19 protein-coding genes are annotated in these 19,947 nt (G+C 61.3%); 12 read left to right on the forward strand and 7 right to left on the reverse strand.

Annotation, left to right across the window (positions count from 1 at the left end; all coding sequences use genetic code 11):
• The 3 genes from VUN82_04675 to VUN82_04685 are packed head-to-tail and all read left to right on the forward strand — an operon-like array spanning position 1 to position 3,388.
• Positions 1–456, forward strand: a complete 456-nt coding sequence (locus VUN82_04675; protein XAS73147.1) for a MaoC family dehydratase — start codon at positions 1–3, stop codon at positions 454–456.
• Positions 457–499: 43 nt separating this feature from the next.
• Complete coding sequence (locus VUN82_04680) at positions 500–1,825, forward strand: MFS transporter (GenBank protein XAS73148.1); 1,326 nt, start codon at positions 500–502, stop codon at positions 1,823–1,825.
• Between the two features lie 12 nt (positions 1,826–1,837).
• The gene (locus VUN82_04685) at positions 1,838–3,388 is read left to right on the forward strand and encodes a long-chain fatty acid--CoA ligase (protein XAS73149.1); all 1,551 of its coding nucleotides are present in this window, start codon (positions 1,838–1,840) and stop codon (positions 3,386–3,388) included.
• A gap of 139 nt (positions 3,389–3,527) precedes the next feature.
• Here VUN82_04685 and VUN82_04690 read toward each other — a convergent pair whose 3' ends face one another.
• A complete protein-coding gene (locus VUN82_04690) occupies positions 3,528–3,752 on the reverse strand; it encodes a hypothetical protein (GenBank protein ID XAS73150.1) in 225 nt (74 codons plus the stop codon).
• 143 nt (positions 3,753–3,895) lie between these two features.
• Between VUN82_04690 and VUN82_04695 the strand changes: the two genes are divergently transcribed.
• From VUN82_04695 to VUN82_04720, 6 genes are all read left to right on the forward strand, one after another.
• Positions 3,896–6,796 (forward strand): AAA family ATPase, encoded by a 2,901-nt coding sequence (locus VUN82_04695; GenBank protein ID XAS73151.1) that lies wholly within the window; start codon positions 3,896–3,898, stop codon positions 6,794–6,796.
• Positions 6,797–7,107: 311 nt separating this feature from the next.
• The gene (locus tag VUN82_04700; protein ID XAS73152.1) at positions 7,108–7,602 is read left to right on the forward strand and encodes a DUF805 domain-containing protein; all 495 of its coding nucleotides are present in this window, start codon (positions 7,108–7,110) and stop codon (positions 7,600–7,602) included.
• 97 nt (positions 7,603–7,699) lie between these two features.
• Positions 7,700–8,917: an L-2-hydroxyglutarate oxidase gene (gene lhgO / locus VUN82_04705; GenBank protein XAS73153.1), complete on the forward strand. Its 1,218-nt coding sequence runs from the start codon at positions 7,700–7,702 to the stop codon at positions 8,915–8,917.
• Positions 8,918–9,013: 96 nt separating this feature from the next.
• On the forward strand, positions 9,014–9,244 hold the full coding sequence (locus VUN82_04710) for a hypothetical protein (protein XAS73154.1): 231 nt from the start codon (positions 9,014–9,016) through the stop codon (positions 9,242–9,244).
• A 124-nt stretch (positions 9,245–9,368) separates the two neighbouring features.
• Positions 9,369–9,671, forward strand: a complete 303-nt coding sequence (locus VUN82_04715; GenBank protein ID XAS73155.1) for a DUF4193 domain-containing protein — start codon at positions 9,369–9,371, stop codon at positions 9,669–9,671.
• A gap of 295 nt (positions 9,672–9,966) precedes the next feature.
• On the forward strand, positions 9,967–10,512 hold the full coding sequence (locus VUN82_04720) for a hypothetical protein (protein XAS73156.1): 546 nt from the start codon (positions 9,967–9,969) through the stop codon (positions 10,510–10,512).
• 94 nt (positions 10,513–10,606) lie between these two features.
• Here VUN82_04720 and VUN82_04725 read toward each other — a convergent pair whose 3' ends face one another.
• From VUN82_04725 to VUN82_04740, 4 genes are all read right to left on the reverse strand, one after another.
• Entirely contained in the window at positions 10,607–12,154 is a 1,548-nt protein-coding gene (locus tag VUN82_04725) for an APC family permease (protein ID XAS73157.1), read from the reverse strand.
• A gap of 12 nt (positions 12,155–12,166) precedes the next feature.
• A complete protein-coding gene (locus tag VUN82_04730) occupies positions 12,167–13,192 on the reverse strand; it encodes an agmatine deiminase family protein (GenBank protein XAS73158.1) in 1,026 nt (341 codons plus the stop codon).
• Positions 13,189–14,217, reverse strand: a complete 1,029-nt coding sequence (locus tag VUN82_04735) for a nitrilase-related carbon-nitrogen hydrolase (protein ID XAS73159.1) — start codon at positions 14,215–14,217, stop codon at positions 13,189–13,191. The genes VUN82_04730 and VUN82_04735 overlap by 4 nt, the downstream gene beginning before the upstream one ends.
• 125 nt (positions 14,218–14,342) lie before the next feature.
• The gene (locus tag VUN82_04740; protein ID XAS73160.1) at positions 14,343–14,924 is read right to left on the reverse strand and encodes an XRE family transcriptional regulator; all 582 of its coding nucleotides are present in this window, start codon (positions 14,922–14,924) and stop codon (positions 14,343–14,345) included.
• A gap of 102 nt (positions 14,925–15,026) precedes the next feature.
• Here VUN82_04740 and VUN82_04745 point away from each other — a divergent pair, with 102 nt between their 5' ends.
• Both VUN82_04745 and VUN82_04750 read left to right on the forward strand, forming a co-directional pair.
• Entirely contained in the window at positions 15,027–16,016 is a 990-nt protein-coding gene (locus VUN82_04745) for an NAD(P)/FAD-dependent oxidoreductase (protein ID XAS73161.1), read from the forward strand.
• A gap of 74 nt (positions 16,017–16,090) precedes the next feature.
• Positions 16,091–16,312 (forward strand): hypothetical protein, encoded by a 222-nt coding sequence (locus VUN82_04750; protein ID XAS73162.1) that lies wholly within the window; start codon positions 16,091–16,093, stop codon positions 16,310–16,312.
• A gap of 84 nt (positions 16,313–16,396) precedes the next feature.
• Here the strand turns inward: VUN82_04750 and VUN82_04755 are convergent, their stop codons facing one another.
• Positions 16,397–17,620, reverse strand: coding sequence for an amidohydrolase (locus VUN82_04755; protein ID XAS73163.1), 1,224 nt, complete (start codon positions 17,618–17,620; stop codon positions 16,397–16,399).
• Between the two features lie 76 nt (positions 17,621–17,696).
• Here VUN82_04755 and VUN82_04760 point away from each other — a divergent pair, with 76 nt between their 5' ends.
• A complete protein-coding gene (locus VUN82_04760) occupies positions 17,697–18,347 on the forward strand; it encodes a cyclodeaminase/cyclohydrolase family protein (GenBank protein XAS73164.1) in 651 nt (216 codons plus the stop codon).
• Between the two features lie 12 nt (positions 18,348–18,359).
• On the opposite strand, the gene VUN82_04765 is transcribed toward VUN82_04760, so the two are convergent.
• Positions 18,360–19,910: an MFS transporter gene (locus VUN82_04765; GenBank protein ID XAS73165.1), complete on the reverse strand. Its 1,551-nt coding sequence runs from the start codon at positions 19,908–19,910 to the stop codon at positions 18,360–18,362.
• Positions 19,911–19,947 lie beyond the last annotated feature (37 nt).

Below are 19,947 nucleotides of genomic sequence, written 5' to 3' on the forward strand. Positions count from 1 at the left end.
ATGCCCAATCTCGTCGTCGATTTCGACACCCTGCTCACCATGTCGGGAAAGGATCTCGGCACTACCGATTACCGCGAGATCACCCAGCAGCAGATCAACCTGTTTGCTGACGCCACCGACGATCAGCAGTGGATCCACGTCGATCCTGAGCGCGCCAAGGACGGCCCCTTCGGCGCCCCGATCGCCCACGGATTCCTCACCCTGTCCCTGATCATCCCGTTCTGGGGCGAGCTGTTCGACGTCGACGGCGTCACCACCAAGGTCAACTACGGCCTGGACAAAGTCCGCTTCACTTCACCGGTGAAGGTCGGCTCGAAGGTCCGCATGAACGGCAGCATCGGCGAGGTCACCGAAGTCAAGGGCGGCGCCCAGATCAAAGTCAACGCCACCATCGAGATCGAAGGCCAGGAACGCCCCGCCGTCGTAGCCGAATTCCTGGCCCGCTTCTACAAGTAAACCCCTTTCAATAGACCCACCCCTCCTCTCCCAAGGAACAGCCATGTCAGGACACACTGCACTCGCCACTCCGAGCACGGCCGCGAAGCGCAAAGAAGCGCGTACGGTCATTTTGTCCAGCTATCTGGGCAGCACCATCGAGTTCTACGACTTCCTGCTGTACGCAACTGCCGCTGCGGTCGCTTTCCCCAAAGTCTTCTTCGCGGGCACTGATGAGTGGGTTGGCGTCGTAGCCGCCTACGCTACTTTCGCCGCCGGCTATGTTGCGCGGCCCCTGGGTGGCATCATCTTCGGCCACTTCGGAGACCGGATCGGCCGGAAGGGAATGCTCATCGTCTCCATGGCGATGATGGGCATCGCCTCTACCCTGATCGGCCTGATCCCTGGCGCGAGCATCATAGGCCCGTGGGGAGCTGTGATCCTGGTGGTCCTGCGCGTGTGCCAAGGTATCGCCGTCGGCGGTGAATGGGGTGGGGCTGCGCTGATGGCGTTGGAACACTCCGACCCCAAGCGGCGCGGTTTCGCAGCATCGTTCGTCAACGCGGGCGCGCCAACAGGGGCGGTACTGGGCACTATGGTCATGGGTATCTTCTCGGCGCTTCCGCAGGATGCGTTCCTGGCATGGGGATGGCGCGTGCCATTCCTGTTGTCCTTCGTGCTGCTAATCGTCGGCATGTTCGTGCGACTGCGGGTCTCCGAGAGCCCCATCTTTGCTGAAGCCGTGGCCAAGGAGGGGGCCCAAAGCACCAAACGCAAGATCCCGTTGCTGGAAGTGCTGCGTCGCCCGAAGGCCCTCATCATGATCATGTTCGCAGGTGCCGCCGGCTTCGGCCTCCAAGTTGTGCTGCCTACCTTCTCGATCACGTATGCAGTCTCCAAGGGCGCACCGCAGCAAGGCGTTCTTTATGCCTTCGCAGGAGCCTCCGCCATCTCCATCGTGTTTGTGCTCCTGGGCGGCAGAATGTCGGACCGCTTCGGGCGCAGGCCAATCATGGTCACAGGGTTGACACTCTTTATCCTCTACCTGTTCCCGATGTTCGGCATGCTCAGCTCCGGCAACATCGCCTTGATCTTCCTGGCTTTTACGGTGGCACTCATTCTGCACTCGTCCCTGTACGGGCCACTTGCAGCATTCGTCTCCGAGCAGTTCGGAACCACCAACAGATACACGGGTGCCGCCGTCGGCTACCAGTTGGCGACCTTGATCGGTGCGGGTTTCACCCCGGGCATCGTGGCTGGCCTTTACAAGGATTCTGCACAGAGCATTCTCCCCGTGGTGGTCTTCCTCTCCGTCATGTCGCTCGTCTCGATTGTGTTCATCCTGCTAACGCGGGAATCTAAGAACAACGACCTCACCTCGGTCAGTTAGGAGCACCGCACCATGGACAACAACGGAGTTGGATCCTGGCTGCACCGTCGCCGTGCCAAGTCGGGTCCCAAAACGGCCCTCGTTTCCGGGGATCGCATCCTGAGTTACACGGAGCTCGCCGACCGCACCGATTGCCTCGCCAACGCTCTGAACGAAAGAGGTGTGGTCATGGGCGACAGAGTGGCATACCTCGGTGAGAACCATTCGTCGTTTGTTGAGACCTTCTTCGCTTGCGGGCTGCTGGGTGCGATTTTCGTCCCGCTGAACACCCGCCTCGCCGCCCCTGAGCTGCAGTTCCAACTTCAGGATTCAGGAGCACGGGTCCTGATCAGCGCCGGGGCGCTTGAAGCGGTGGCCGCTGCCTCGGTGGAGGACACTGCGGTGACACACCGGCTTGTAGTGCTGCCCGACGCCGGAACCCAAGCTGCCGCGGTCAAGCCGCCATCCGGCGTCGAAAGTTATGACGAGGTACTTTCAGCGGCAGCCGGGACTCTGCTTGATGTAGCCGTGAGCCTGGACGACCCGGCGATGATCCTCTACACCTCCGGAACCACGGGCAAGCCCAAAGGCGCACTCCTCACGCACGGAAACATCACATGGAACTGTTTCAACACCGTGGTGGACATGGACCTGAGCAAGAACGACGTCGCGCTGATGATTTCACCCCTGTTTCACGTTGCCTCCCTGGATATGGGCCTGCTGCCGATGCTGCTCAAAGGTGCCACAGTGGTGCTCGAAACCAAGTTCGACGCCGGCCGCGTCCTCAAACTGATCGGGCAGCACAAAGTCACCACGCTCAATGGCGTGCCCACCACGTTCCAGATGCTCTGCGACCATCCCGAATGGTCGACGGCGGACCTCACTTCCCTGGACAAGCTCACCTGTGGAGGGTCTGCTGTTCCACAGCGCGTGTTGGACGCGTATGAGGAGCGGGGCATTGGTTTCACGAGTTGCTACGGCATGACCGAGACTGCCCCAGGCGCCACGATGCTCCCAGCCTCGAGGTCCAAGGAGAAAGCCGGTTCCGCAGGCCTGCCGCACTTCTTCACCGACGTCCGGATTGCCGACCCGATGGGTGGGCTCGCTCTTCCCGGTGCAGTGGGGGAGATCCAGATTTCCGGGCCAAATGTCATCAACGAGTATTGGAACAGGCCTGAAGCCACGGCTGATAGTTACTCTGATTCGCTGTGGTTCCGTTCAGGGGACATGGGCTTCCAGGACGACGAAGGCTTCTTGTTCGTCTCGGACCGCATCAAGGACATGATCATTTCCGGGGGCGAGAACATCTATCCGGCCGAAGTGGAAGCCGTGATCGCGGAACTCCCGGAGGTGGGAAGTGTTGCGGTCATTGGGGTCGCCGACCCCAAATGGGGCGAGGTTCCCCGCGCCATCGTGACACTGCTGGAAGGTGCTTCCCTGACCGAGGAGCAGCTGCGCTCGCATCTTGAAGGACGGCTTGCCCGCTACAAGATCCCCAAGTCCGTGGTTTTCGTTGAGGAAATGCCGCGGACTGCCAGCGGGAAGATTCGCAAGGTGGAGCTCAAGAAGCAGTTCGCGTCCTGAGCCCGGATGTTCTCTCACGTCCTGCGGTGTTTTGCCGAACGTTCTCTCACGTCCAGCGGTGTTTTGGCGGTTCTTCTCTCACGTCCCGCGGTGTTTTGCCGAACGTTCTCTCACGTCCTGCCGCTGATCCATGGCGGGGTTACTTTTGCTCCGGGATCCAATACGGCGCGTCTACGCCGGCGCCGGTGAGGTTATCGCAGCGAACAAGTTGCGTGCCGATCCGTTCGAGGAGGCAGTTGACGTAGATTGTGGGGGTTTTGTCCTCGGGGACGTCCGCGGTTGCCTGCCCTTGGGACAGAAAAACGAACGGGACGAAGAGTAGGGCGAGGCAAAGACGCCGGGCTGGGCTAACAGGTTCACGCATGGCAAGGTTCCTTTGAGTGGTGCTTGTGGGTAACTTCACTCTGCGTCGTGCCCTCATACCGGGGCATCCGGACTTCACCCTTAAACTCACCGTAAATACCCTCGGATCTACCCCATGGGTCAGCAAGGTGCGAAGCTTGAACGGTGGCTACTAGGGCCAAATCCAACGGAGCTGATCTGGTGGGCCGGGAGGATGAACTGGCTGAACTCGAGGGTATGGTCGACGCCGTGCGCGCTGGAGCGTCCAGGACGTTTATCGTGTCCGGCGACGCGGGTGTAGGCAAGACGGCATTGGTAGGGCAGATCTGTGCCACGGCTTCCCTGGATGTACTTGTTCTCAGTGGGGCAGCACTGCCGCTGACGACACTTAAAGTGCCATTTCAGGCCCTCCGTTCGGCCTTCCACGGTGCAGCCCAGCTGGGGACGCCAGTGCCCTTCGGCAGTAACGCAATGGTCGAAGCACGGGTGGAAAGTCCGCTTTTCGTTGACGAGTGGCTGACCACGCTCAGCAGTTCCAGACCCGTGCTCCTGGTGATCGATGATCTTCAGTGGTCCGACCCACAAACACTGGATATCCTGATGTTCCTCATCGCGGGGCCCGCAGACCGTTCGTTGGGCATTGTGGCCACTGTCCGTTCGGACATCCCGACGGAAAACCAGCCTCTTGAGCGATGGATGACGGACATCCGCCGGCTGCCGAGCGTGGAACTCGTGACACTTCGGCCTCTGGACAGGCCGGCAACTGCTACCCAAATCTCCCGGCTGCTGGGTGTGCCTCCGCCCCAGTCCCTGGTTACGGAGGTATACGCGCACTCCGCCGGAAACCCTTACTTCACCCGACTCCTGATCGAGGGCATGAGAGCCAACGGCAGGCGGTTCGAGGACGGCTTTCCGCCGGATCTAAGGGGTGCCGTCCTCAGATCCTGGAAGGGCCTACCTAAAGCTGCGCAACAACTGACTCGGATTCTGGCTATTGCCGGACGATCGGTAGACGCTGCTGAACTACGCACGGTTGCCAGGGGAACTATCGCCCAGGAAACAGTTTTGCCTATGCTGCAGACAGCTGCGACCGCGGGGATCGTGGACCTGCTGCCAGACGGCACTTACTGGTTTCACCATCCACTCATCGCGGAGATGCTCGAGCAGGGCATGGACGGCGAGGAGAGGCGCTCTTGGCATTCAGCTTTTGCCGATGCTTATGAGAACTCCTTGTCATTGGGACCACAGCGTACTTCCGGGACGATCGCCTCCTTGGCCGAACACCACTACCACGCTGAACGATGGGCGTCCGCCTATCAATGGACCGTTCGTGCAGCCACGGAATATGTCCACCTCGGAAACTGGGGTGATGCCCTGCGAATGTTCCGTCGGGCAGTGGAGCTCACGGACAAAGCGGGCATGGTGCCGGAGATTCTCCGTGAACTCTGGGAGCAGGTCAGGAATGCCGCATTCCGCTCCGGTGACCAGAAAGCTGAACTGGAAGCTTTGGAATCATTGATCTCACTCACCAAACCCACCGCCCAACCCTTGGAGACTGCTGCTTGGCTGGTGAGGCGGATGCACCTGTCGATGTCCACGGGAAGGTCTTTCTTTGATCTGGCGGAGATGGAGCGGGCGGTTCAGCTTTCTGCGGCTCATCCTCAAAGCTGGCAGCACGCGCTGGTTTTGGCAGAGTATACGCACGCTGCGCTGTGGCTTGACCGCGATGCCGGAGCCGAAGGCGCGGCACAGGCGCTTACGCTTGCCCGCCTGACAGGAAACCCCATACCCATGTCCTACGCGCTGACAGCCGCTGCAATGGTGGAGCTCTTCGCCAGGCACCCGGAGGAGGCTTTCAGCCTGGCAAAATCCGCAGCGGACGAGGCGCTCCGAGCCAAGGATTACTGGGGGTACCTCCATGCCGTGGCTTGGCTGGCCAACTCCCAGGAGAGCTGGATCAGCCAAGAGTACGCGGACGTTCTCCACATCGCCCGCGAGGAACTTGCCAGACACGAGGCTCCCCACTCCTACATCTCCAAGATCGCAGCGGATGAAGCCGGCAGCTTCCTCGGAATTGGCTCCTGGCGCGAGGCGCAGACGGCCTTGCGTATCGCCATCAGCCTGGACCCTGGTCCAATGGGGGATGTGAGCGCCCGATTGACGGCGGCACGGCTGGATGCATTGCAAGGACGGACGCAGGATGCTTTTGTCCATTTAGCCCGCGCTGGAGAAGTGAATGACAACACTGAGGCCTATCTCAACCTCAACTTCGCGGCGATCCGTTCAGAGGTCCATGCTCTTGCCGGCCAGCCGGAGGCCTCGCTCGAAGCTGCCATGACTGGCGCCCTGCGCCCCGGACCACCACCTACCATGTGCGAGTGGTTGCTGCCCTTGGCGGCCAGGGCTCTCGCCGATCTCGTCCAAAATGCCAAGGACGAAGGAACGCCAACCGCTGGATTTCTGTCCGAAGTGGTTCAACTTGAAGAGCGCTTTCCTCATGTTTTCAACGAGCCTGGAGAACAATCGGAGCTGTATCAACGCCAAGTATTTGCCTTCGAAAGCCTCTATGCCGCGGAACTTGGCCGTGCACGGGGAGATCACGCCAATGCCGATGCTTGGATTCACACTGCTGATGCCTGCAGGGACGCTTCCCTGGCTTGGGAACATGCCTATGCATGCCAACGCGCCGCCGAATCGCTCCTCCTGCAGGGCCACAGCGCCAAGGCCCAAGCCTCGCAGATCCTCCGCAGGGGACTTCAACTGGCGCGCGATCTTCAAGCCGTTCCCGTGCAGAGGGTTTTGGAGCAACTCGCTGACCAAGCCAAGATCTCGCTAACGCCCATCACACGGCCCAACCCTGAAGTCAGCAACCGCCATGGGTTGACGGCACGCGAGGCAACCATCCTCGACTATGTCGTTGCAGGCAGAACCTACAGGGAGATTGCTGAATCGTTGTTTATCAGCGAGAAAACGGTGAGTTCGCACATTTCCAGTCTTCTGCGGAAAACCGGCGCCTCCAATAAGTTTGATCTGGCACGGCTGGAGCGTAAGAAATCTGACGGATGACGTACGACGACGGCGCGTGGCTAGTGCCGCCGTCGAACCTCAATGGGAGTTCCATGAGAGAACATAGGCCAGAAAGGGCGGATATGTGAGAGAGCATGCCTCAAAATCGGCAGTTATGTGAGAGAACGTTGGGTTAAAAGGGTTGGTATGTGAGAGAGGGATTGGTGCGACATAATCCGCCACCGAACTAAATCCCGGTTAATTTTGTCCATTGACCTGCATAAATACCGCGGAGAGCACTACGATGAGCAACGACTCATCACTGAGTTTGGTCTCATTGCATCATTCACACCTAACCCCGGGGGAACACCGTGAGTTACCAGCAACAGCCACAGCACACCCAGCCGTATGGCGCACAGACCGGCGAACCGCCGCTGTGGGCTCCCTACTATGGCGCACCCATTGGCGCCGCTGTAAAGCGTTTCTTCAAGAAGTACACCGCCTTCACGGGCCGTGCGAGCCGCAGCGAATACTGGTGGGTGGCCCTCGCTTTGGGTGTCATCGGCCTCGTGCTTGAGTTCATTTTCCTTGGCCTGGGCACTGCTGGCGCAACCGTTTCAGCTGACGGAACATTAGTGCCTGGAGGTGGCTTTGTCGTGGGCATAATTTTGCTCGTCATTTTCGGCCTGGCAACGATCATTCCGTCCATTGCGCTGATCGTCCGCCGTCTGCACGATGGCAACTTCAGCGGCTGGCTCGCCCTCATCGGTCTGGTTCCCTTCGTGGGTGGACTGGGCCTGCTGGTACTGATGCTCCTGCCGTCCAACCCGGCCGGCCAGCGTTTCGACCAGCCCAGCGGTTTCTAGCAGCTCATGCACCCATAAGCACCATCTAAAAGGGGCGGCACGCCAAGTGCCGCCCCTTTTCATTCCCCAACGCAGAGGTCCCTAACGAGGAGTTCCCATGTCCACGAACACAACTCCGAAAAACATCAGACGTTGCGCCGTCATAGGCGGCGGGATTATCGGCGTGGCTGTGGCCCGGGAACTGGCCAACAAACTCGACGGCGTCCAGGTCACGGTTTACGAGAAGGAAGACCAGCTCGCCAAGCACCAGACCGGCCACAACTCTGGTGTAGTCCATGCGGGCCTGTACTACGAGCCTGGCGAGTTGAAGGCAACGCTGTGCCGCAGGGGAGTTGCCCTCCTTCAGGAATTCTGCGCCGCCAAAGATCTGCCGTACGAGGCCTGCGGGAAGTTGGTGATCGCCCAGACCCCCGAAGAATCGAAGCGACTGGAGGACATCTTCGCGCGGGCAACGGCCAATGGGGTGCCGGGCGCACGCATGCTGCGCGGCGACCAAATACACGAGGTGGAGCCGAACGCCGTCGGGCTTTCTGCTTTGCACTCGCCGGAAACGGCGATCGTGGACTACAGGGCCATCACGAATGCGCTCGCCGACGACGTCCGTGAGGCGGGCGGGCAAATCCGGCTTGGACAGGAAGTCGCCTCACTGGAACAGCAGGGGATCGGCGTTGTGGTCCAAACGAAGGACGGAGGCGAGCACTACGACCTTGTGGTGGCCTGCGCCGGGCTTCAATCGGACCGGTTGGCGAAAGCGACCGGGGAGTCCGCAACGCCGCGAATCGTTCCCTTCTTTGGGCAATACTTCCTCCTCGGGAAGGAAACCCGCGCACAAGTGAGGGGCTTGATTTATCCTGTGCCGGACCCCAAGCATCCGTTCCTTGGCGTGCACCTGACCAAAAGGATCGATGGCGAAATGATGCTGGGCCCCAACGCATTCATCTCCTTGGGACGCGAGGCCTATTCCTGGAAGGACGTCGATCTGCGGGACGTTCTGAATTACGCGCTGTTTCCAGGCTTCTGGAATTTTGCCCGCCAGAATGTGCCGTCGGCGGTTCGCGAATTCCAGACCGTCGTCAGTAAGAAGAAGTTCATCAAGGAGGCCGTACGCTTTGTTCCCTCATTGGAGGGTGCCACTATTCTTCCCGGCACACGCGGTGTCCGTGCCCAAGCCATGAACGCTGACGGTTCACTGGTGGATGATTTTGTGATTTCACGACGCCGGGACACGGTTTTGGTGCGGAATGCACCGTCGCCGGGGGCTACGTCGTCGATGGCGATTGCGGAGTACATCGTGCAGCAGGCCTTGCGGGACTAAGCAGGCTTTGCAGGACTAAGCCCAGCAAAGGGGGAGTTAACAAGCCCGTGACGCCGCAGAAACCAGCCCCACATGACGCCCGGATAACTTTGCCGCATGAAAGCATCCTGGTTGGCTAAACAATGCGCGAAGATCGGCTCCAAGATCGGCCAATGGATTGAGGCCGCATACGTCCTGGATTGCGTGGAACCGGCAAACGATCCCGGCGACCGAGGGGGTCACGGCCGGCCCGCCGATTGGACGTGGCTTCCGGCGCTTAGTGGGGTCACGGTTGCCAGTGCGCAGGCCATTCAATCCCACTCGGGAATGACCCGTCGTAACCCCTGAAGGTTGGCTTGAAAGCTGCTGAATGTTGTTTTGGGCACACTTTTCGTCCAACGCGGATGCTATGCCCTAAACTGCTTCACTGAGGTGCCTGAAATGGCACTATGCAGCAACGAAAGCGAACCCAATGGCTACTGATTACGACGCGCCCCGCAAGACAGAAGAAGAGACTCCCGCGGACTCGCTTGAGGCTCTTCAGGCGTCCCGCGGCACCGGTGCCCAGACTGCAGTCATCGACATCGACGAAAACGACACCGCGGAAGGCATCGACCTCCCGGGCGCCGATCTTTCCGGTGAAGAACTGACCGTTGTGGTGGTACCTGAACAGTCTGACGAATTCACGTGTTCTTCCTGCTTCCTGGTCCGCCACAGGTCCCAGGTTGCCTTGGAAAAGAATGGCCTCAAGTACTGCAAGGACTGCGAAGGCTGATCCCAGGCACTGCAAAACGTTCGAGCCCCGTCAGGCCAGAGAATGGTCGGAAGGGGCTTTTGCGTGTCCGCGGCGCTTTGTAACGCCCAGGTATCGTTATCTTCGATTACGAACCTAGGCATGGAGACCCGCAATAGAGTCCCTGAACAGGCACAAATGTCCTTTTCCATGACTCTCTTGTGACCACTCTGGAGTCGATTTAACGGTTGTGCGCCGAAGCGGCCACAACCCATCCAAACCGCCCAACGCGCTCCTACTGTTGAAGTATCAACTTCGCCTGAAGGGGGCACAAAAAATGAGGAAATTTGGAGCGGGTTTGGCAGCAGTCCTTGCGGCTGCCGGACTCGGTCTGGTGGCACCGGGGCCAGCCTCGGCATCATCATATTGCGGGATCATGTGGGGCTCGCTGGCCAAGGCCGACGCCGACATGAGCTCTGCCAACGTCACCAACGTACGTACGGGCCAGCAGACCTGTTACGACCGCCTGGTGATCGACATGACCGGCAAGGTGGCCGGCTATTCAGTGCAGTATGTCCCGGTTGTGGTTCAGGATGCTACCGGCTATCCCATCCCGGTGCTTGGTGATGCTGACCTGCAAGTGGTGGTGACGGCGCCGTCGTACAACCAGAACAACCAGCCCACGTACGAGCCGGCGGCAAAGGCGGAACTGTCCAACGTGTCCGGTTACCAGACGTTCCGACAGGTAGTTTTCGCGGGCAGCTTTGAGGGAACCACGAGCATCGGTTTGGGTGTCCGTGCCCGGCTTCCGTTCCGCGTCTTCACTTTGGACGGGCCCGACGGCGGTTCGCGCCTTGTGGTGGACGTCGCCCACCGTTGGTGAATTGAGGGAAGTCCGCCAAAACCTACGAAAGCTGCCAGTTCGCCCGGATCATTCCGGCGAACTGGCAGCTTTCCAGCGATTTCTGGCTAACGAGCTACTCGGGCACCACCAGGGCAGGGGTGTCCTTGCGGATGGTCTCTCCGCGGAAGAAGCCGGGACGGACGCGGGACATGATGAGCATGAATACCGCACCCAGGGCAAGGATTCCGATGCCGAGCACGAACACGAGCCCCACTCCGAAGATTTCCGAGCCACTTCCAAACTCCGGGGCCCAGCTGTCTACAGCGGTCTGCAGGAAGACAACGAACAGGCCGACCCCACCCAGCAGCGGGCAGAGGAGACGCAGGAAGAAGTTGCGGGCACTGGAGAACACGCTGTTCCGGAAGTACCAAACACACGCGATGGCCGTGAGCCCATAGTAGAAGCAGATCATCAAGCCAAGGGCCAGGATGGTGTCGTTGAGGACGTTTTCACTGATCACGTGCATCACGGCGTAGAAGCCGGCAGACAGGACGCCGGCCGCGACGGTGGCGAAGCCCGGCGTCGAGAACTTCTTGCTCATGTGGCTGAACCGCTCCGGCAGGGCGCCGTAGTGCGCCATGGCCAGCAGGCTGCGTGACGGCGAGGTGAACGTGGACTGCAGCGATGCGGCCGAGCTGGACAGGACCGCGAGGGACATGAGGATCGCGAACGGACCCATGACCGGTGACGCGAGGGCCGTGAACACGTTGGCGTGGTTTTCCTCGTTGTTCAGGCCGATTCCAGTGTCTCCGACGCCTGCGAACATCATGGTGGCGATGGTGACCAGGAGGTAGATGCCCAGCACGATGATGGCGGTCAGGGTGCCTGCGAGGCCGGCGGTCTTCTTTCCGTTGGCGGTTTCCTCGTTCACTGTGAGGCAGACATCCCAGCCCCAGTAAACGAAGATCGACAGGGAGATGCCGGCGGCGATCTGGCCGAAGGTCTCGATCTTGGTGACATCGAACCAGTCCCAGCTGAACGGAATGGCGGTCTCGGAGGTGGACCAGTTGGCGAACGCCATGGCCACGAAGAGGCCAAGGACCAGCAGCTGGAAGCCCACCAGCCCATACTGGACGATCTTGGTGGTGTGCAGGCCGCGATAGCTGACCCACACCGCCAAGGCAACGAAGATGAAGCATGTGGCAACGTTCAGGACCTTGTTCGAGGCGAGGTCCGCGAGCTCGGGGGAGCCCGTAACCTGTGCCAGGAAGAGGTAGAAGAAGTCCACTGCGACGCCGGCCAGGTTGGACAGGACGATGATGTTGGCTGCGAGCAGGCCCCAGCCACCCATCCAGCCCACCCACGGACCGAAAGCTTTCGTGACCCATGTGAAGGTGGTGCCGCTGTCCGGGGAATCTGCGTTGAGTTCCCGATATGCCAGTGACACCAGGATCATCGGAATGAACCCGATAAGGAAGATCACGGGCAGTTGCAGCCCGGCTTCGTTGACGGTTGGACCGAGCGCGCTGGTAAGCGTATACGCCGGGGCGATGGTTGAAATGCCAAGAACGACGACGGCGAGGAGCCCCAACTGCCCCGTCTTCAGTCCCTTGCCGCTGATCTCGTGCGACGTGCCGGCCGGGCTGCTGCCTGAGGCCGTGCTACGGATTGTCTGGCTCATGAAAGGCCCTTTCTAGATGGCCGTAGGCTGCTGCTGCGTAATGCAGTGGATGCCGCCGCCCCGGGCAAAGAGCTCCCGCGCGTCAACACTGACTACGCGGCGTCCGGGGTAGGCGTCGGCGAGGATGCGGAGTGCTTTCTCGTCCATGGGGTCATTGAAACTGCATGCGATGACCCCTCCGTTGACCACGAGGTGGTTGATGTAGCTGTAGTCCACATACCCTTCGTCGTCGGTAAGGGTTTCCGGGGCGGGAACTTCGATGATGTTCCAGTCCCGGCCTGCTGCGTCATGGGTGGTGCGCAGGAAGTCGATGATTTCCCGGGAGACGTTGTAGTCCGGGTGTTCGGGGTTCTGCTGGGAGTGGACCAACAGGGTGCCGGGGCTCGGGATCGCTGCCACAATGTCCACGTGGCCGCGGGTACCGAATTTCTCCGAGTCACGGGTGAGGCCGCGGGGCAGCCAGACCACATGGGTGGCGCCGATGGTGCGGGCCAGTTCCCCCTCGATGTCCGCCTTGGTCAGGCCCGGGTTGCGGCCTTGGTCAAGTTGTACGGTCTCGGTGACCAGGACTGTGCCTTCGCCATCAACCTGGATGCCGCCACCTTCGTTGACGATGCCTGACGGGATGTGGTGGGCATCGGCGCGAGCGCTGATCTCCGCTGCGATGAGGGAATCCTTGTCCCATGTGGCCCAATCCTGGCCACCCCAACCGTTGAAGATCCAGTCCACGGCACCCAGCTGCTTGTTGGCATCAAGCACGAAGGACGGCCCGATGTCGCGCATCCAGGCATCATTGAGTTCAGCGGTCAGTACCTCGACGCGAGGGTCGAGGTAACGCGCGGCGGTGTCGACGTCGTCGGGGTGTACCACCATGGTGACCGGCTCGAACTCAAGGATGGCGTTGGCAACGGCAGCCCACGTGGACCGCGCAGCGTGAGCTTCTTCCGCGGTGTCACCCAAGGTGTAGCCACCAGTGGGGAAGGCCATCCAGACGCGGTCCTGGGGAGCGGTCTCGGACGGCATCCGCCAGGCGCTCATGCGGACACAGCCTGGTATGGCGTGGCCTCGGCTGTGGAGCCCAGCGGGGCGTTGGGGTTGACGGGTTCCGTGAGGCGGCCGTACGTTTCCGGGCGGCGGGTGGCCAGGAACGGGAAGAGCGTGAGCCAATCCTTGCGCTGGTCCAGGTCGAGATCGGCCACCAGGACGGCGGATTCGTCGCGGGGTGCCTGGACCAGGATGCGGCCGTAGGGATCGGAGATGAAGGATGAACCGTAGAAGTTCAGGGTGCCCTCGCTGCCGTAGCGGTTGGGGGCGATCATGAAGAGGCCGTTGGCGATGCCGTTGCCCACGATGACCTGCTGCCAGAGCGGTTGAGTGTCGAAGTCGGGGTGGTCCGGCTCGGAACCAATGGCAGTGGGGTAGACCAGGATTTCGGCCCCACCCAGGGAGTACATACGGGCGAGCTCCGGGAACCATTCATCCCAGCAGGTGGGCATGCCAAGGCGTGCGCCGCCGAGTTCGGCAGGGGCGTGGACCGCATAGGCGTCCTCGGCGGCCGGGCCTTTGCGGAAGAACTTGTCCTCGTAATATCCGGCCGTGACGGGGATGTGCAGCTTGTGGGTGCGGGCCACGAGCTCGCCAGCGGGGGAGACGAGGATTGCGGTATTAAGTCCCAAGCCGTCGTCCGTGCCGTCCGGGTTCTCAGCACGCTGGTAGAGCGATGCGTGCACCGAGACGCCATACGTCCTGGCAGCCGCCGCGGCGAACGTGAAGGTGGGGCCCGTCAGCAGGTCTTCGGTGATGTCTGAGGGGCGTATACCTGCGGCCGGGTTGTTCTCCGGCCGGGTGTCTGCGGGGTAGCGGGAGAGCGTCAGTTCAGGCAGGAAAACAACACTGGCTCCCAGCTTGGCTGCGCGTTCGATTCCCTCGTTCAGATCGGCGTGCAGGACTGCTTCATCAGCGTGCCAGCGGTGCTGAACGACGCCGACCCGCAGCGGGGTGCGGGTGGACGGCTCGGTGCGGGCCAGGGAAGTCGGTGCTTCGAGGCGGGTAATTTCAATCATGGGGGCATGTACTCCGGTGAGACGACAGTCACTAAATGAATAGCGTTCATTTAGTATGGCGGTAGTCACGGCTGGATGCAAGGGGCAAAAATGAATTCCCTTCATTTCCTGCCCTTAGGAGGCGACTATCTCTTGGGCCGCGCCCTGACATGCATGCGCTCGCCTTGCTGCCCAAAGAGGGTAAGGAGCTCCACGGGTTCCTTAGTGGCGCTGGCGAACCAGTGCGGCGTCCGCGTATCAAACTCCGCCGCCTCACCTGCCTTGAGAATGAAGTCGTTTTCACCCAGGACAAGCCGGAGTTTGCCGTTGAGGATGTACATCCAGTCATAGCCCTCATGCGATTGGGGATCGGGGACTTCCTTGCCCGTGCCCCCCGGCAGGACCATCTTGAACGCCTGGATGCCCCCCGCTCGTCGTGTCAGCGGCAAGGCTGTGCCCCACTCGTGCACATGCGGCTTGAGGTGAATCCGCGGATCACCGGTTTCGGGGGCGTCGATGAGTTCTTCGAGGGGGATTTGGTGAAGCCGGGCAATGGGCAGGAGTAGTTCGAGGGTGGGCTTCCGTTGCCCCGACTCCAATCGGGAGAGCGTGCTGACCGAAATACCCGTGGCTGCCGAGGCCTCCGCCAGCGTCACATTGCGTTGGGTCCGCAGCGCTCGCAGGCGAGGGCCGACGGCGTCGAGCATTTTGCTGAAATCCGGAGTCATGGCTTCAGTTTGCCATATCAGCAAAATTTGTTGCTGCTTTCGGCATCTCCGGTTGAGCATTGAACCAGGCCGTTGTGAGAACAAAGCGAACAGGAGGCAAAAATGGAACAACAGTACGACGTCGTCATTGTGGGAGGTGGCTCAGCTGGGTTAAGTGCCGCCGTCACGCTGGGTAGGGCGTTGCGGTCCGTGCTGGTCATCGACGCCGGGGAGCCGCGGAACGCCCCTGCTGCAGGAGTGCACGGCTTCCTTTCCCGGGACGGGCTCAGCCCCAAGGAGCTCTTGGCGCTTGGCAGGGCGGAAGTTCTGCACTACGGCGGCCACATTGCTTCGGGCGTGGCTGTAGCGGCGCGTTCGACGCCGGATCCCACCAACGCTTCCGAACCCGCCTTTGAGGTGGACCTGGCTGATGGTCGGACTGTCGGGGCGCGTCGGATACTGGTGGCCACGGGCCTGACTGACATCCTTCCGGACGTGAAGGGCATCCGGGAGCGCTGGGGCAGGGACGTCCTGCACTGCCCGTACTGCCATGGTTGGGAGGTGCGGAACAAAGCAATCGGCATCCTCGGTTCCGTGCCGATGGCTCTGCACCAGACCCTGTTGTTCCGGCAGTGGAGCCCCGACGTCACGCTGTTCCTGAACGACGTCGTTGAACCGACTGAAGAGCAGTGGGAACAACTGGCGGCGAGGTCCATCAGTGTGGTGGAAGGCAAGGTTCAGTCATTGGAAGTCACGGACGATGCGCTGAGTGGCGTCGTGCTGGAATCCGGGACGGTGATACCCGTTGAAGCGGTGGTGGCTGGTCCCCGGATGGAGGCCCGATCCAGGGTGCTCGAATCTTTGGGCATTGAGGCCGTGGAACACCCCCAAGGCGTGGGACTTCATTTTGAAGCGGTTGCGCCGGGGGGAGCCACATTGGTGCCGGGCGTTTGGATAGCCGGCAACGTCACTGATCTCACTGGCCAGGTAGTGGCCGCAGCGGCGGCAGGAAACATGTCCGGTGCAGTCATCAACGCGGATCTCATGATGGCCGAAACCAAGCTGGCTGTGGCGTCGGCGGCCCGCCGCGATGAACGCCTTGTTTCACCGTGAGTTGCATTAAATAACAGTCGACTTACGGCCCTCGTGCGAGGACGATTAAGGGACAGCCACTAAGGAGGTTGGGTATGTGCTACTCGTACTATGAGGGCTATGAGAGGCGCTCGAAGAAGGACTCCGTGCGCACGCCTGAGATGCACAAGCCTGAGACGAGCAAGGATCAGGCACCTGAGGCCCCTGCCGAGAAGAGCCCGCAGACAGAAGGAACGTTGTGGACTTTCCTGGCCCGTCGTCGCAGGGAATTTGAGGTTTCAGAACCGAAGATCGACCGCATCCGCGAGAAGGTCTAGGCGTCGGTCCGGGCAAAGAACCCCGCTTAACGGACAATTCACCACCGCTCGCGGCGGTGAATTGTCCGTTAAGCGGGGTTTCCTTTACTTCGGGACGTCCAGGAATTCGAGGGCGGCGGTAACCAGTGCTTCCGTGCCAAGGGTCAGTGTTGGCTGGATGATCGGGGCAAAGAAGGGCGAATGGTTCGATGGAACGTCCTCCGGCAGGCGACCCGTCGTCGCCCAATCTTGAAAGTGGGTGGCCTCGATCCCGCCCAGGAACCAAAAAACCAAGGGCGCGCCCGCCGCCGTCGCGAGTTGCCCTACGTCTTCACTGCCTGAGACGGGGCCCGGGTCTATGATCCTTGCCGCCCCAAACCTATCGGAGAATGCTGAAGCCACCCTTCCCGCGGCCGATTCATCATTGACGGTTAACGGGAAGCGCTCCTCATAGTGGAAGTCGGGTTCCTTGAGGGAGCCTGAGGCGGCGGACTCACTTCGAACGATGCGCTCGATCGAGTTCAGGACTTTCTCCCGGGTGGGCTCGCTGAAGGATCGGATGCTGAGGCCAAGCGTTGCGGTCTCGGGAATGATGTTGTTCTTGGTTCCCGAATGGATTTGCCCAACCGTAACTACGGTGGAATCGCTGGCGGCGAGTTCGCGGGACACCACTCCCTGCAGGCGCATGATGGTTGCCGCGGCCATGAGCACTGGATCAATGGTGGTTTCAGGCCGGGAACCGTGGCCGCCGCGCCCATGCAAAGTCACGTTGAGGGAATCCGCTGAGGCCATGGCCACGCCGGGACGGATACCGAACCATCCGGCAGGAAAGGGCGCCACATGCTGGCCGAGGACCACGTCCGGTTTGGGGACCAGGTCAAAGAGCCCATCCGCCACCATTGCCTGGGCACCGCCGCCCCATTCTTCGGCTGGCTGGAAGACGGCGATCAGCGTACCCTGCCAGTCCTGCCGCTTTACCGCCAGAGCTTCCACTGCTCCCAGGAGGCAGCTGACATGTACATCGTGTCCGCACGCATGCATGACCGGCACCTCACGGCCTTCATGATCGACGCCGACTGCCGTACTTGCGTAGTCCAATCCGGTGGCTTCTTTGACGGGCAACGCGTCCATATCGGCACGAAGCATGACCACAGGTCCGGGGCCATTGTCCAGGACTCCTACGACCCCCGTCTTCCCGACGCTGCGGTGGACCAACAATCCCAAGGCCTCAAGGTGTCCGCTGATGATCCCGCCGGTTCTGAGTTCTTGAAAGGAAAGCTCCGGGTTCGAGTGGAGGTCACGGTAGAGGGCTTCAAGATCAATGCTCATGGGGAATTTTCCTTAACAGGTAGACGCCGCAGGGTCCGGCCAGTGTACCGAGGTCACCAGAGGGCAAACTTGATGCATGGAATCTTCACAAGAGATCACAACCCAACGCTCGACGGTCGAGGATTGGACCAAGGCTCTGGCGGAGTCCACTGGATCACCTGGTGGAGGCGCAGGGACCGGCGTGATGCTCGCTGTTGCAGCATCCCTGACGTCAATGGTTGCCGGTTACACGGAGGCCCCCGATGATCTGCTGGCCGAGCTGCACGCGCGGGCCCGCTCTCTCCGCGAAACCGCCCTGAAGTTGGCTGACGACGACGCGGCGGCGTCGAAGGCTTTCGGCGCGGCCTTCCGGCTTGATCCGGGCGCGGAGCGCGAGGATGCAATCCACCGTGCATCCGTCAACGCAGCCAAGGCGTCCGCGGTCCTTGGAGACCATGCCATCGAAGCCATCGAGGACCTGGGATGGCTGGCTGCCAACGGGAACCCGGCGCTCATTGCTGACGTGGTGGTGGGGTTCGGTGCCCTCAGGGCGGCCATCGCAGGAGCCCGCACCAACGTGAGCTTTGATCTTGGGTCGCTCAGATCCGCAGGCGCGTCGCTGGACGAGATCAAGGAACAGCACCCTGAATTGTGGGCCACGGTAGGCCGGCTCAGCGATGCCCTGGACCGGATTGACCAGCTGGTGGCCGCCGTAGATGCCAAGGCTGCACCTACGGACGGCCACTGATTCCCGCGGCCCCTACTGCGCTTTGGGCACCCTGCGGAGCACGACGGCGGCAAGCACTGCCGCGCCAGCCATCAATACCAGCCCAATCGCCGCAGTGATGTGGACGCCGGACTCGAAGGCTACCCGGGCGGCGGCTGTCAGCGCATCCGATAGCGGAGCGGGTAGGGCCGCAGCAGCATCCACTGCGCCCGCCAGGGTTTCACCCGACTTCCCGGCCGCCTGCGTGGACAACCCTTCCGGGATAACGAGGTTGTGTTGGTAGGACGCGGTGAGGATAGAGCCCAGCACGGCCGTTCCCAGGAGCGAACCCAGCTCGTAGCCGGTTTCGGAAATTGCGGACGCCGCTCCGGATTTGTCGGCTGGCACCGAGCCAAGGATGAGGTCGTTGGAGATAGTCTCCGCTGCGCCCACACCGACGGCCAGGATTGTCAAAGCTGACAAGAGGAATACGGGTCCACTGCCGTGGTCACCCACAGCCACCACCAAATAGCCCGCAGCGCTGAGGGTAAGTCCGCCGGCCACCACGAATCCTGGCCGGACGCGCTTTACCAGCGGGACCACTACCAGGCCGGCGATGACCGTTGCCAGGAGCGCCGGAATCATTGCAATGCCCGCTTCCATGGGGGACTGGCCCTCAACAAGTTGCAGGTGCTGGGCGAAGAAGTAGATGAAGCCCGTCATGGAGAACAGGGACAGGACGTTCGCCACGATTGCGGTACTGAACACTTTGTTCTTGAACAAAGAGACGTCCAGCATAGGGCTATGGATCCGCCGCTGGCGCCGGACAAACAGAACTCCCATCACCAGGCCGAAGACCATAAAGGCCGCTGCCGACGCACCGAATCCGTGGACAGCGAATTCCTTGATGCCGTACACGAACGGAGCCATGGTGATCACGGACAGCGCGATGCTGGGCACGTCCACACGGCCGGGATTGGCGTCCTTGGATTCGGGAATGAGGACCCTGCCGAAGGCGAGGAGGGGCAGGAGGAGGAAGGTCGCTACCAGGAAGACCGCACCCCACCAGAAGTGTTCCACCAACCAGCCACCAAAGATCGGGCCAAGGGCGGCGCCACCAGAGAATCCGGCAGCCCATACGGCGATCGCGAGCCGCCGACGGTTCGGATCAGCAAAGATGTTCCGGATCAAGGACAGCGTTGAAGGCATCAACATCGCGCCAAATACGCCAAGTGCGGCGCGGCCGGCAATCAGCCATTCCGCGGAAGGCGCGAATGCTGTAGCAGCCGAAATCGCGGCGAAGCCCGTGCTGCCGATCAGCAGCAGCCGCCGTCGTCCGATCCTGTCGCCGAGGTTGCCCATGGAAACCAGCAGCGCCGCCAACACGAGCGGGTAGGCGTCAATGACCCATAGGAGCTGCACGCCACCCATATCCAGGGAGCGGGCAATTGCCGGCAGGGCGAACGTGAGCGCGGTGTTATCGACGGCCACCAGCAGCACCGGGAACATCAGGAGTGCCAGGGCCGTCCAATCGCGCCACGGTGCTGCCTGACCCGTCAAGGTACGAGTGGAGCGGGGCGCTTGGGTTGAGGACGGCGTGAACATAAAGGTTACTGTACCGTCTAGACGGTACAGTTTCAAA

It is taken from the genome of Micrococcaceae bacterium Sec5.1, from assembly GCA_039636795.1.
GTDB lineage: Bacteria > Actinomycetota > Actinomycetes > Actinomycetales > Micrococcaceae > Arthrobacter.